The organism is Bartonella senegalensis OS02 (assembly GCF_000312545.1).
Lineage (GTDB): Bacteria > Pseudomonadota > Alphaproteobacteria > Rhizobiales > Rhizobiaceae > Bartonella > Bartonella senegalensis.
Window position 1 is genome coordinate 880,456 of record NZ_HE997540.1, and the last position, 13,764, is coordinate 894,219.

General features: G+C 37.8%; 13 protein-coding genes and 1 pseudogene. 3 read left to right on the top strand and 11 right to left on the bottom strand.

All coding sequences use genetic code 11. The features are described 5' to 3' along the window. Positions 1-222: 222 nt before the first annotated feature. From BN200_RS03475 to BN200_RS03520, 10 genes are all read right to left on the bottom strand, one after another. Positions 223-996, bottom strand: a complete 774-nt coding sequence (locus BN200_RS03475; protein ID WP_019221068.1) for a TrbJ/VirB5 family protein — start codon at positions 994-996, stop codon at positions 223-225. Next, on the bottom strand, positions 993-3,467 hold the full coding sequence (locus BN200_RS03480) for a VirB4 family type IV secretion/conjugal transfer ATPase (protein ID WP_019221069.1): 2,475 nt from the start codon (positions 3,465-3,467) through the stop codon (positions 993-995). Before BN200_RS03480 ends, BN200_RS03475 begins: the two co-directional genes overlap by 4 nt. A gap of 2 nt (positions 3,468-3,469) precedes the next feature. Next, positions 3,470-3,778, bottom strand: coding sequence for a VirB3 family type IV secretion system protein (locus BN200_RS03485; RefSeq protein WP_019221070.1), 309 nt, complete (start codon positions 3,776-3,778; stop codon positions 3,470-3,472). 12 nt (positions 3,779-3,790) lie between these two features. Next, positions 3,791-4,102 carry a hypothetical protein gene (locus tag BN200_RS03490; protein ID WP_019221071.1) on the bottom strand — a complete coding sequence of 104 codons (312 nt, stop codon included), beginning with the start codon at positions 4,100-4,102 and terminating at the stop codon, positions 3,791-3,793. 154 nt (positions 4,103-4,256) lie between these two features. After that, entirely contained in the window at positions 4,257-4,571 is a 315-nt protein-coding gene (trwL, locus tag BN200_RS03495; RefSeq protein ID WP_019221072.1) for a VirB2 family type IV secretion system major pilin TrwL, read from the bottom strand. Between the two features lie 138 nt (positions 4,572-4,709). Next, positions 4,710-5,024 (bottom strand): VirB2 family type IV secretion system major pilin TrwL, encoded by a 315-nt coding sequence (gene trwL / locus BN200_RS03500; RefSeq protein ID WP_019221073.1) that lies wholly within the window; start codon positions 5,022-5,024, stop codon positions 4,710-4,712. 37 nt (positions 5,025-5,061) lie between these two features. Further along, on the bottom strand, positions 5,062-5,385 hold the full coding sequence (gene trwL / locus BN200_RS03505) for a VirB2 family type IV secretion system major pilin TrwL (RefSeq protein ID WP_019221074.1): 324 nt from the start codon (positions 5,383-5,385) through the stop codon (positions 5,062-5,064). 31 nt (positions 5,386-5,416) lie between these two features. Continuing rightward, positions 5,417-5,728 (bottom strand): VirB2 family type IV secretion system major pilin TrwL, encoded by a 312-nt coding sequence (gene trwL, locus BN200_RS03510; RefSeq protein ID WP_034988691.1) that lies wholly within the window; start codon positions 5,726-5,728, stop codon positions 5,417-5,419. Beyond that, a complete protein-coding gene (gene korA, locus BN200_RS03515; RefSeq protein WP_019221076.1) occupies positions 5,691-5,990 on the bottom strand; it encodes a KorA family transcriptional regulator in 300 nt (99 codons plus the stop codon). The genes trwL (BN200_RS03510) and korA overlap by 38 nt, the downstream gene beginning before the upstream one ends. 139 nt (positions 5,991-6,129) lie before the next feature. Then, positions 6,130-6,798, bottom strand: coding sequence for a lysozyme family protein (locus BN200_RS03520; RefSeq protein ID WP_019221077.1), 669 nt, complete (start codon positions 6,796-6,798; stop codon positions 6,130-6,132). A 753-nt stretch (positions 6,799-7,551) separates the two neighbouring features. Between BN200_RS03520 and BN200_RS03530 the strand changes: the two genes are divergently transcribed. After that, a complete protein-coding gene (locus BN200_RS03530; protein ID WP_034988694.1) occupies positions 7,552-7,839 on the top strand; it encodes an H-NS histone family protein in 288 nt (95 codons plus the stop codon). A gap of 1,014 nt (positions 7,840-8,853) precedes the next feature. Here BN200_RS03530 and BN200_RS03535 read toward each other — a convergent pair. Next, entirely contained in the window at positions 8,854-10,134 is a 1,281-nt protein-coding gene (locus BN200_RS03535) for a ubiquinone biosynthesis hydroxylase (RefSeq protein WP_081585541.1), read from the bottom strand. A gap of 489 nt (positions 10,135-10,623) precedes the next feature. Here BN200_RS03535 and BN200_RS03540 point away from each other — a divergent pair, with 489 nt between their 5' ends. Together BN200_RS03540 and BN200_RS10070 are read left to right on the top strand one after the other, a co-directional pair. After that, positions 10,624-13,062, top strand: coding sequence for an FtsK/SpoIIIE family DNA translocase (locus BN200_RS03540; RefSeq protein WP_019221081.1), 2,439 nt, complete (start codon positions 10,624-10,626; stop codon positions 13,060-13,062). A gap of 330 nt (positions 13,063-13,392) precedes the next feature. Further along, a pseudogene (locus BN200_RS10070) lies at positions 13,393-13,693 on the top strand (DNA translocase FtsK); the annotation flags it as partial. Positions 13,694-13,764: the final 71 nt, after the last annotated feature.

Sequence of the window (13,764 nt, forward strand, 5' to 3'; positions counted from 1 at the left end):
CTCAAGATGGTATTTGATTTTTATTGATGCAATTTGCTAAGAGTGTTTTTCATAGGGAATTTTTCATCAAGACCGTTTTCCGGACAATAAATAAATTTTGCAGCCAATAAATAAAAAAGTGTATCTCTATATAATTTGTGAGATACACTGGACGTTATACGTTACACACTGACTTTCATTTTCATGAACAAATAAGATTGATGATAGATAATATTGTAAAATTTACCGTATAAAGCGTATAACTGGCATTGCTGTGTTTTTACTATTAAGAATTTTCATATTACGTTTTTGTTTTTGGTGGCTTATAAATTCGCGTTCTGCATTGCGCAAATGCGCAACCATTTGCAATTTAGTCGCTTCATTCTGAATCATGGCGAGTTTAGCTTTAATCTCGGTCTGTAATTCAGTAATGCTTTTTAGATCTTTTGTTTGATTGATTTTGCTTAATAGTTCTAAAATCTTCTGAGAGCGATTTTCTGTTTGTTCAAAAACATGCAAACTTACAGCTTTATCGACAACCGCTGCATATTGCTTCCGCTCTTCAATGGATTTACGTGCATCATTGATAGAATTAGAAATTTCCTCCTCGTTCAAAACTTTACTGATTGAAGCGGATATTTCAGAATTGTCTTTTTTGTAAATTGATTGAGGATCTTTAAGAAAAAAACTGCCGTCTTGAGTTTGCGTAGTAGCATGTTTTCCATTTGTTATAGAATTATATGTTTCTTTTTGTTGTTCTAACTGCTTTTGGTGCACATCAAGCTGTTTTTGCAATAATTCTATAACTTTATTATTAGGTCGCTGCTGAACAATTATATGTCTTTGCTGTGTTGGAGTTTGGGGCGTACTAATTTTGGGGGAGCTGCCGTTAGCAAGATAAGACTTAGATAAAACTCCACTTAAATCTGATACTCCCCCAACTATAATCGCTACTGCTGGGTTTATTATTCCCAAAATCATTGTTGCTGTTGCTATTGCGATAATTATCTTTTTCATGTTTTCCTCCTATTATTAGTTTTTACATGTTGTAAAAAAACCGGTAACCATACCGCTGGATCCTCACCAACTTCAGCGATAACAGCTTCGGCTAGTTCGGCATTATCAGGTGTACCAGATAATACCAAGAGCTCATCATTAAAGTTACGCTCAATAGTTTTTCCATCAGTTTTCACATGAAATTTGCTGAGATTAAGCTCTGCAAGAGCAGATTGATCCCCCTGCTTGATAAGAAATTGACGACTAAATTCACCAATTCCTTTGACAAGTCCAAATTCTGCATCCGTTAGTTTGAAGCCTTCTGTATAGTCTTCATAATTTGCTTTGGGATTGGCTAAAAAAATGTAAGTTGCGCATTGTTGAATCAATGTCTTAGCAATATTACTCTCTAGCGCATCAGTAGGTTCTTGCGTAGCAAAAACAAAGATACCATTTTGTTTACGAATAGTTTTTTGTTTGTTCTTTGCCAAATCTTCAAAATATGGGTCTTGTAAAGGCTTCCAAAACTCATCGAAGATATACATAAATCTTTGCCCACTGATCATTCCTTCTGTGCGATAGAGCAAATACATCATCACCGGAGTACGAGTCTCTGGGTTATCTAAAAACTCTGTAATATCAAAACCGTAAATTTGATGTGTTGAGAGATCAAGTGCGTCATGAGGATTATCAAATAACCATCCATAATCACCATTTTGACACCATTTTATCAAGCGGGCGTGAACAGATGGATGGGCATTATAATCACTCAAACGTGGATTTGGTAAGAATTGTAGCAAAAAAGATAACCGACGCAGTGAGGGGTCAATATTGTTACTCATAATGGACGTAACAGCTTGGTTAATCTCTTGCTCATCGTGGTGCGTGACTTCACCACCAGCTTCTGCCAATTTTTTAACAAATTGTTTAAGAAAAGTGAGATTATCCTGTGTTGGTGGAAGTTGGAACGGATTGAACCCACTTGGACTCCCAGTCTTAAATGTTAAGTACCGCCCTCCCATGGCTCGAATAGCAATTTCCATACCACGATCTTTATCAAAAACAATGGTTGTTGGTTTGAATTTTTGTGCTTGCGCTAACAGAAATCCAAGCAATACGGTTTTACCAGAACCAGATTGTCCAATGATTGCTGTATTACCAAGTAACCGCTTATCTGTTGAATCTTCTTCAAGTGTTGAGGCATGAAAATTAAAATAAAGCGGTGTTTTACTTGTTGTTTTAAGAATTGTTACTGCCGGTCCCCATGGATTTCCTGTCGGCTTACCAGACATAAAATTATGAAATGATGAGAAGGATAAAAAGTTCAGTGATGTAATTGGTGCAGGACGCGGACGCCATTTCCAATTTGCTGGAAGTTGCGCCCAATAGCCAGCTTCTATGGCCAAATCTACAGGTTTTGGTAAAACTGCAACTTCTAACAGGGCTGCATTCGCTTTTGCCATAGAGTCACGAACTTGTTGAGCTGTATCACCGTAGATGGTCAGTGTGCAATGGTGCTCACCCATGACAAAATGCCCACTTATCAGCTGATTAAGTGCTTCGTCAATTTGCTCAATTTGACTTGTTGCTACATCGCGGGCATCAATAAGGTTGCGCTGATGCCGTTGCAAATAATCTTTGGCAGCATGGCGTGAGAGTACAGAAAAGCTCTGTGTCAACACAAATTCGAAATCACTTTCCAACAGAACATTAAATTGTCCCGGTTTGGTTGTTGTGTCATATTCCTTGATTTCCATCATGCCAAATCGGCGTATTCCACTGGTTGTCCGTAGTTCACCGAGTGCTCCCCATTTCGAGAAGAAAGGCCGATTAACAGACATATAGTTAGCAAAACGATCACGACATATCGGCATAGAGGAGTATTCGCCATTGACAAGCATTGCCAGAAATTCAAGGGCTGAAGAATAAGCATGACCATTCTTTTCATATGTGCCAAGAAGTTCTCCACCATAACGTTTAAACGACTGACCTAAGGTACGGTTGATGTCATTGAGAGCCTTGATACACGATTCTTGCCGCATCTTTTTTTGATCAAGCGGCTCACGTTCATGCTGAGAAAAAAATGACATAACCTTATCAGCTATCGGCTGGAAAACAACGGTTAGATACAAATCATTGACCATCAAATTGTAACCAGTAAAACTTTGCCGGTATTTTTCATCAAGCTGATAACAGAACATTTTATCAAATGTTGAATCAGGATATTCATAAACGCGACGGCGCACGATATGTGTCCATAGCGATAAATTCGCCGATGCAATACCACGCAAGGTGTTGTTGAGCTCTCTAGTCCATTGAAAAATATCCTCTTCTGAAGCACTTTGATGCGAGCGCCCATCAATCTTCCAGATCGATAAATACTCTGCGTTTTTGGTGGAGATAATCGTATCTGTGATATGATGTGAATAAGGTATGAAAAGACTTACTGGTGTTTCTGACGCGAGGCGTTTGCTGCTTTCAACAGCCGTCATGCTTATCTCCTTTTGCGGTAATCAGAGGGGCTGTAACTTGATGCGCCCCAAAAGCCCTTATTGCGGTTGCGAAATTTAGTATCAATCCACAGCCACCAGATACGGAATGCTTTATCATCATTCTTGGTAATCTGTGCCATAATAAACCACAAAGGTGGCGCCATGAACCAGAAGAAGATGTTTATTGTCATGGCAACAACAGCTACACCCATAGCCATAACCATAAGTGGCATCATTGGTACACCCCAAATTGTTGGAACACGCGTTGCTCCCTTAAATAAGGGAAATGGTTCGTGCTTTTGTGGTTTCATAAGCTGCTCCAATTAATTTATGTAAAACAATATGCTGCTAATATAAAATGCTGCCCCAGCAATGACGACACTAAACGACCATCGCGCAAATGTAATCCTTGAAATGATGCGACATAGATAAATAAGCAGGAGAAAGAAAAGAATGATGGCAGCAAAAATGGGAATAATAATACTTAACCCATACTGCATACCTATGAGAATTTCTAAACCCTTGCTTGTTGTTTGGGCACAACTAGGTTGAATCGTTAAAAACACAACCAAAGTTGTAAAAACAAGACTAATTTTTCTAACAGTTTTTGTTCGAAGAGTATTTAAGCTTTCCATATTTTTCCTCCTTACGGTTGAAGTTGTCATAAACAATTCCCCCTGATTTGTGGCATAAGTAAAAAGTACCACTGCTCTCTATCTACAATTGATGGGTGGAAGCTTCATTTTGAAAAAAGAAAGACCTTGAGCTATATCGCTTTCATAAGTAATATTAATTAACTGTAAACAACAATGCGACAAGTTCGCTTGCTGAGCCAGCAATGACGACGCCAATAGCCCACCGTATAAACGTATCCTTTTCGATGTAGCGTCCAGCATAACCAATTGCTAAGCACAAAAGTATAACCGCAGCAGCAACAGGGATAATTTTGCCTGTAAGCTCTGCCTGCAGACTGTCTAAAGCTTTTTTAGCAGTGCCTAATTTTTGAGCATATACAGGACTATCTATAGAAAACACTGTCATAGCTGCGACAATTGCAATAATCCTGTTGTTATTTTTTGATTGAGAATTATTTAATCGTTTCATACTCTACTCTTATTAAAGTTTTAATAAATAATATTCTTCAGTATTAAATGGATATATCATTGACCTATTTTAAAGTTGAGCTAAAAGACCTGCTTTTTAAAAAGGATATTTTGTTTCAGTATAATTTCATAATCTTCTTCAAACACCTGTAAATAGCATAGTAGCAAGTTGAGTTGCTGAACCAGCAATTATAACGCCGATTGCCCAACGTATAAACGTATCCTTTCCTATGTAACGCCCTGCATAGCCAATGGCTAAGCATAAAAGAATAACTGCAGCGGCAACGGGAATAATCGTATTCAATTCAGTTTGAAATTTATCTAAAGCATCTTTTGCTTTTTTTAAACTTTTTGCCTGAGCACAACACATAGAATGCATCATAAAAAAAGTAACTATAGTTGCAAAAATCGTGCTGCTTTTATTTTTTGATTGGGGATTATTTAATTGTTTCATTCTATTTAAGACTGTAGTTGCTAAAATTGATTTCTTCTTAGTTTGGTTTAAATAACATTGAGGCAAGCTCAAATGCTGAACCAGCGATGATGACACCAACCGACCATCTTACAAATGTATCCTTTTCTATGTAGCGCCCTGCGTAACCAATTGCTAAGCATAAAAGAATAACTGCAGCAGCAATAGGAATAATTACATCCAGATCGCCTTTGAGTCCTTTTAAAGCTTTTTCCGCATTAGCTAAACCACCTTGCTGTGCTTGAGCACGTACAGGATACGCCATAAAAAATACAGATATAGCTGCAATAGCTGCGAGGACTTTATTATTAATTTTTGATTGAAAAATATTTGACGGTTTCATAATGTTTTACTCTAAAATTTATTTTTATTATTTATTTAAATAATAAAGTAGCAAGTTCACTTGCTGAGCCAGCAATAATGACTCCAATCGCCCATCTTACAAATGTATCCTTTTCTATGTAACGTCCTGCATAACCGATAGCTAAACATAAAAGTATAACAGCAGCGGCAAGAGGAATAATTAAATTCAGATCTTTTGTGAGTTGCTCTAAAGCATTTTTTGCTTTATCCAAAGCTTTTGCTTGAGCACATACAGGATGATTCATAAAAAACACAGTTATCGTTACGGTAGTTGCAATGGTTTTATTATGAGCTCTTTCTGGAAGCATATTGAATCGTTTCATTTTTTTTATCCTGATTAAGATTGAATTTCCCATAAGTAACACCTCTTTCATGAAGAAATTTAAAAAGATATTTAGGATCAGCCCAAGTTCTTAATTTCCCTCTCTGTGTAAGAAGTGTATATTCATTTGGTTTTCCAGTTATTGGATCATCCGCCACAAATGTAAAATACCACTCTCTCTCCGAGCGCATTACAACTGTAATTTCACGCGCTGCCTTTTGATTAAATGCTATATCAACACTATTTTGTTCTATCATTTTCATTATTTTTGGCCCTCAATTAGAAAAAATTTCGTCCAATCTTACTAATTAGAGCTTTAATATTTCTTTATCTACCTTTCATCACTTTGTCCTATCAAAATTACAGTTCTAACTTATAAATGCAGTGTAATCGTCATGCTCACTATCTCACGGGCGAAGAAGAAATTTCTGCTGTTGAAGAAAAATCTCCTGCTGTAAAAGCATCACCAACGCTGCTTGTCTTATGGGTAAAGGCATCTTCCAAGTCTTCCGAGGAAGGAGGAAGAGTTTCTATCTCTATTGCTTGCTTTGATTGATCTGCGTGAAGCTCTAAAGATTCCTGTGGCTTTTTGCCGAAACGTGCAGAAACTTGCATCCCAATATGTGAAACAACTTCTTGCACGTAGGCCTTGTTAAGAGCACCCTTTAAGCTTTCCGCGTTGTAAAAGCTTAGAATAGATTGCAACATATTCTTCTCAAAATTTTGCTCTGACTTTTTACGTTCAGAAAAATTTGCTACAGGAGCATGTGCAGCTTCGAGACTTTGGTGATGATCAAACAAATCAGAGGGAGACATACCAAAAAATTTCAAATTTCTAACGCTGATTTGTCTCAAACTAATGTCAAAATTATGTCCAAACTGCTCAAACTTTTTACCTTTTACAATTGCTTTTTCAAATGAAGAAAAATGATATGAAACTTTAGGATTATTATTTATGCTTGTTGCACAGATATGATCCGAAAATTTTTGTGCGGCAACAACTGAAATTGCTGTGGGGTGAAGAGTTAGTGCATTCGTGGCAACGAGCATCATAAGGCTTGCAATAGTCATGAGCAAAACACCTCATAAGTGAAAAATTTATCAGTATAAATATCAGTGCTCTTTGATTTTCTCAAATCTTGCCAAATTGTATTGCTATAGATTCGCGAAATAAAATCATTCAGTTTCAAACTTTGTTTTTTGCAAATATAAATTCCGTTGTTTTGGAGAATATTTTTAACACATCCCAACATGTTTTTTACTGTGCAAACATGTAAAATGAAACCATATATACCAGTCCAACGAACACCATGACTATTGCGATTGCAAAAAAATAGGGGGTTTCTAAACCACCGACTTTTCTGTTTGTGCACTAGAACTGAGTGCGCCATATGATTCTCTACAGCTGTTATTTTTTCTGGATACGACTGATATGAAGTAGCAACCTGTTTTACATGAGAGCCTTTCTTGCTGCGTGAATGAATTGCACTATTGTTATGCTTTAAGGACTTGTTCTTTATCCAATCTTGCCATATCTTATAAAATGGCGATTTATATGCACTTTCAACCGCTGATCTATGGAATTGAGAGGGATGCAATGAAGCTTTAACACTCCGATTGCCAATTTCAGTGATTGAACTGAAAGAGGATAGGGAAGTGAAAACTGAGACACAAACGAGTAACTCTTCGTGGTTCAAAGCATATCTCCGTGAAAGTGATATATTCATCATAATTTTGACTTCGATAATAAATAGGCAAAAATCGTCTATAATTGTGTTTAAAATATGGCAAAGCACAATTCTTTTTTGCAAGGGGAGTAATAAAGTGAATAATCTTAAGAACATGAACCTCGATGAGCTACAAGAAATGCGCATCCAAATTGACGCAGAATTGAAAAAACGACAAGCAAAAGAGAAGCAGGATGCGCGGCGGAAAATTCTTGAAATTGCTAATGCGCATGGAATCGATATTGCTGATCTTGTGCGCAAAGAGCGTTATTATAGAAATCCCAATAACCAATGGGAATTGTGGAATGGACGTGGGCGTAAACCTAAGTGGATTAAAGAATGGTTGGAGAATGGTTATGCGCTTGAAGAATTAGAAGTAACATAATACATTCCGCAAGCTGGCACCATCATACTCTTTGTAAGCCCCCAATGTTGCGACAGTCCTTGGCACTTGAAGTGGTTCATAAGAGGCATTTTGAGTTCTTTGTTTAATGTTTTTTATCCACACACTCATCCCGTTTGTAATGTGCAAGCGAGTGGTTTTGGTTGATTCAACATAAACAGGTTTGAAATGAGAGAAATTTACGATATTCGGGGCTCTCAATTCAATATGCATAATGATAAATTATCCTTATAAATCAATGTTATATGTCTATAGTAATAAAATATTTAGGTCACAGGTTTGCGTACTTTACCAAGGGATAAGGAGGGCAAAAGAAATGAATGTAAGCAGGTGTGTTTTTTCAACAATATGATCGTTAAAAATGCAGAATTTGTTTGTAAAAATGCTGATTCGGTCTAATGAAACCATAGGAAGTGTGAAAAAGTTTTTTCAAGTTTAGAAAGTTTATAACTTTATGCACGTACTGACGAGTGTACAATGGCGGTCTTTAAGCTTCAAGTTCGTGCTTTTATGGTTTTTGGTTTGATATTTCTTTTTGTGATGTTCCTATACCAGGTATCCGATTCTTTTTTATCAGGCATAGTTTTTTGTTGCACATGTGGTGTTAGATAATAGAGTTTCTTGGAAACAAAACCGTTCTTTGGTTGTTGTTTCTGATAGAGTGTTTTGTGGTAGGTTTTAGAGTTTTTTGTTACAAGAATTTATTATGTTTACCAGCATCACTGTATAAAGAGCACATTAAAGATTGAAAAGATTGGGCAATTTTTTAGCTATTGTCTGTTTTCTTCGAGAATGTAGGAGAAGGAAGGGGCAATGTATGATTTTCACTTACCGTGATGCAGGAGCATGTGGGTAATTTGTTCTATCATAATAGCAGCTGGCACAGTCTTGGCACTTTAAGAGGCGTATCGTGAAGAACTTTCTAAGAGAGATTTTTCTAAAAGAGCGCTTGGTTCAGATTGCAAAAGTGTGAGAGAGTATTCTTTTGTTTTTTGCTTAGAGGGGAAGCCCGTGTAGCAGACGTGGGGCATTAGGGGTGAGGCCAGCTGCTTCCTGAATGAAATATTTTTTTACCTTTGGCGTTTGATTGACAATTCCAAGACCAGTATCACGAAGCATGCGTAACAGGAAGTTATCATTAGAAAAGAGTTTATTAAGCCAGTCATTGCTTAAAGCCATGCGGACAATTTCAAAACGTCTCCAGCTTTGATAGCGCTCTAAAGTAGTGAGAGAGCCAATATCAAGACCCAATCGTGCTGTTTCAATAATCACTTCGGCAAGTGCGGCGCTATCGCGTAATCCTAAATTGAGACCTTGTCCGGCAAGGGGATGGATTGTGTGTGCAGCATCGCCAACAAGAGCAAAGCGCGGTTTAATACATTCGCGTGTTAAAGAAAGGTGCAACGGAAAGCCTTGGCGTTCGCCATTCCAAGAAAGCTTGCCATATCGGTGACCAATGCGTTTTTCGATTTCTGTTTCAAAAATGAGAGCGTCTGCTTTAAGGTAATATTGTGCAGTTTTATGGTCTTCATTCCAGACAATGGCAGATCGGTTACCTTTGAGAGGGAGAAGAGCAAAAGGTCCAGCAGGTAAGAAATGTTGGATCGCTTGACCATGATGGGGTTTTTCATGTTCGACTGTGCAAATGATTGCTGTTTGTGGATAGGGATGAGAGAATTTTTTAAGACCTGCTTTTTCGCGTAATTTTGAATGTGCTCCATCAGCGGCAATCAGCAACTTCGTTTGCCAAGTTTCTTCATTGCTTAAAGTGACAGTGGTGTGTTGGTCTTCGTGGTGAAAATCAACAATACGCATGTTGGCAATAAAAGGAAGCTCTAGATCTTTTGCACGCTTTTTTAAAGCATTGAGGAGCTTTTTTTGTTCTACCATAGTAGCAAAGGGCTCGTTGGGAGTAATATCTCCTTCGAAGGTCAAAAGAGTTGGTTTTACAGGATCATTCGTGTATGCATCTGTGATGATCATGGAATGAATGGGTTGGGCATGAGGTGCTATATGTTCCCAACATTGCAATTGTTTTAACATACGAATAGAAGCCGCAGCAAGGGCAAGTGCGCGTATATTGGAGACGGGGATCTCTTCTTGAGGTGCAGCATCAACGATGTTAATTTTCAGTTCAGGGGCTGCTTGTTTGAGTGCTATTGCCAATGTTAAACCAACAGCTGCACCCCCTGCAATGAGCAGATCGCATTGTCTGGTGTTTTTATGAGATTTTGCCATGCTATGGGATTTTATACCTTCATTGAGATCAGAATACAAAGCGTTTCGCTCCATTGTTTGCAGTTTGTTCGTCCTTAAACAAAAAGGCTCTTTTTCTTTAAGATTACCTTTTTCATTATACAATATTTAACCTCTTTTTTACTCTATAAAAGGTGAGGCTTTTTGAAAGGACACGAGTTTATGAAACAGTTGGGATTTTTTTTGGCTTTGTTCTTCTTGCTGATTCTTTATATGATTTCCTTCCTAGGCTTTGCTTAATAAATTCTATCCTGAATGTTTTGTTTACATTAACATATTTTCTATTTGTATACTTGGTTGATGCAAAAGAAAATTGAAATCAGACAAAGACAATACTGTATTTTTAACATGGGTAAATTCGTCCTTTTTCTTCTCTATTTTGCAGGATAATGTTTTATAACACCACAGGTTAAGAAAGTTGTTATGATGATGGTTCAAACTGTATTAATATTTTGTGGCCATAATTTTATAACTCTTTAAATAGAAAGATTTTGTATTTGGAATTCATCAATGCGGCAAAGTTCTTCTCCTTATGATTCATTGGAAGTGCAGAGCACTCAAGGTTCGCGGCTCATTGAAATGTTTTTGCGCCAGATTGGTGTTTTCATTGGGCTTGGGCTTTTGGGTTTTATTATTTTTTGCGTTTTTGCTTTGGCAACTTGGAATATTGCAGATCCCTCATTAACGCATGCAACGACAAATGAAATTATAAACTCTATGGGGTGGCCAGGTGCAATTTTTTCAGATTTTTTTATGCAGTTTTTTGGTCTGGCAAGCCTTGGTATTTTGTTGCCGCCATTATTTTGGTCATTTCTTTTGTTGGCACAAAAAAATATTCACAATTTGATTTTTCGCCTTTTTTTGTGGGTGGTTTCAACGACTTGTTTTTTAATTTCTTTTGCTCTTATGACGCCTCTTGCTCCTTTTACCTATTGGCCATTGCCGATGGGTTTGGGAGGGGTCTTGGGTGATAAAGTTTTAAGTGCTGCTTTTTTAATCTTTCCTGTTGTTCTTTCTCCATTTCAGAGTGTGTTGTTAGGAGTTGCATTTGCTTTTTTAAGTTTTTTGATAGCTGCTTTTTCCGGCAATGTGATCTGGCGGCGCCAGACAAATAAAAGAAAAGTAAAAAACGTTCGGAAAAATGAAATCTTGGAGCCTGTCTTCGATGTGCTAGAAGAGACAGAAGATGTTCAAGAAGAAGAAAAACACGGTTTTTTTGTGACAACTTTTGGAGCTCTTTTACATCTTTTTTATTTTCTACAAGCGCGTTTATTTCGCCTTTTCTCCTGCAAAAGTCAGTCTAAAAGACAAGAAAAGTCCTTTGATCGCATTGAACCAGTTTTCTTTGATGAAAAAACAAAATGTAAGAACTCTCAAAATAAGGTTTCTACTTCTTCGGTTAAAAGTCGTGTTTTCAAACCTTTAACAACTTCTTCAAATGGTGGGTTTCTTCTTCCACTTTTGGATTATCTCTCGGTTTCTCCACCAACTGCAAGGGATGCAAAACTTTCTCCTGCTTTCTTAAAAGCCAATTCTCAGGAACTTGAGGGCATTTTGTTAGATTTTGGGGTTAAGGGACAAATTATTGATGCACGTCCTGGTCCTGTGGTGACTTTGTATGAATTTGAACCGGCTGCCGGCATTAAATCTTCCCGTATCATTGGGTTGGCAGATGATATTGCACGCTCCATGCGTGCAATTTCAGCGCGTGTTGCTGTGGTACCAGGGCGCAATGTGATTGGAATAGAATTGCCCAATACAAAGCGTGAGATGGTTTATTTACGCGAGATTTTACAAGCGCAGGAATTTGTTGAAAGCAAAGCGAAGTTAGGGCTTGCTTTAGGCAAGACAATAGGTGGTGAAACGGTTATTGCTGATTTAGCGAAAATGCCGCATCTGTTGGTGGCAGGGACAACAGGATCAGGAAAGTCTGTTGCCATTAATACGATGATCTTATCACTTCTTTACCGTATGACGCCTGACCAATGCCGCCTCATTATGGTGGATCCCAAAATGCTTGAACTTTCGGTTTATGATGGTATTCCCCATTTGTTAACACCGGTGGTAACAGATCCGAAAAAAGCAGTGATTGCCTTGAAATGGGCTGTTCGTGAAATGGAAGAGCGCTACAGTAAAATGTCAAAACTTGGTGTGCGCAATATTGATGGATTTAATGCGCGTCTTGAGGAGGCAGAAAATCAGAGAGAGACCATGACGCGTACCATTCAAATTGGTTTTGATCATGAGACAGGTGAGCCTCTTTATGAAACGGAAAAACTCGATTTTAGTCCTATGCCTTATATCGTTGTCATTATTGATGAAATGGCCGATTTAATGATGGTTGCCGGCAAAGATATTGAAGGAGCAGTTCAACGCTTAGCACAAATGGCGCGTGCTGCCGGTATCCACGTGATTATGGCTACGCAGCGTCCTTCGGTGGATGTGATTACTGGAACGATTAAAGCGAATTTTCCTACACGCATTTCTTTTTCTGTTAGTTCAAAAATTGATAGCCGAACAATTCTTGGTGAACAGGGAGCTGAGCAATTGTTGGGACAGGGAGACATGCTCTTTATGATGGGAGGAGGGCGTATCCAGCGTGTTCATGGGCCTTTTGTAGCTGATGATGAAGTGGAGCAAGTTGTCGCGCATCTTAAAGGGCAAGCACGTCCTGATTATTTGGAGACCATTACGCAAGAGATTGCAGAAAATGGGGATGATGTTTCCTTGATTTCTTCTCCTTGTGCAGATGATCCCTATAGTCAAGCTGTTGCCATTGTTCTTCGTGATCGTAAAGCTTCAACTTCTTATATTCAGCGTCGTTTAGGTATTGGTTATAACCGTGCTGCTTCCCTGATTGAACGGATGGAAGAAGAGGGTATTATTAGTGCGGCAAATCATGCGGGGAAACGCGAAATTTTGGTACCTGCCGAAGAAGAACGTTTTTAAAATAAAAGCTTTCGATTGTTTTTTTCAAATAATATCTTTCTTAAAGAAGGGTCTTTATTTTTCATTTGTTGCTTCATTTTCAAATAAACAACTAATACTTTGACGCATTTTTATAAAAATTTTTTATCATTAAAAAAGCATCCAGATTAGTGAGAATCATGTTGTTTGGTATTTAATCCGCATTGAGCATTGGCTGTGTTGCTATTTTACTCATTGAATGGATGGAAGAAGAAGGTATTCTTGGGTTCAGCAAATCATGCGGGAAAATAGGGAATTTTAATGGTTTTAGAAATTTAAGGTCAGATTGATTGTTTGAGGGTAGTTATGTAAGAAATCGCAGAGAATGGGGATGATGTTTCCTTGATTTCTTCTCCTTGTGCAGATGATCCCTATAGTCGAGCTGTTGCCATTGTTCTTCGTGATCGTAAAGCTTCAACTTCTTATATTCTGCGTCGTTTAGGTATTGGTTAAACCTGAGCTGTTTCACGCATTGAGCGGATGGAAGAAGAGGGTATTCTTGAGTTCAGCAAATCATGCTGGAAAGCAGAAAATTTTGGTACCTGCCGAAGAAGAATGTTTTTCAAATAAAAATCTTTTGATTGTTTTTTCAAACAATATCTTTCTCTTTTAAAACAGGATATTAATTCATTATTTGCTGCTTGATTATGTTGTACGGTAAATATCTATTGTTTGGGAGCATTT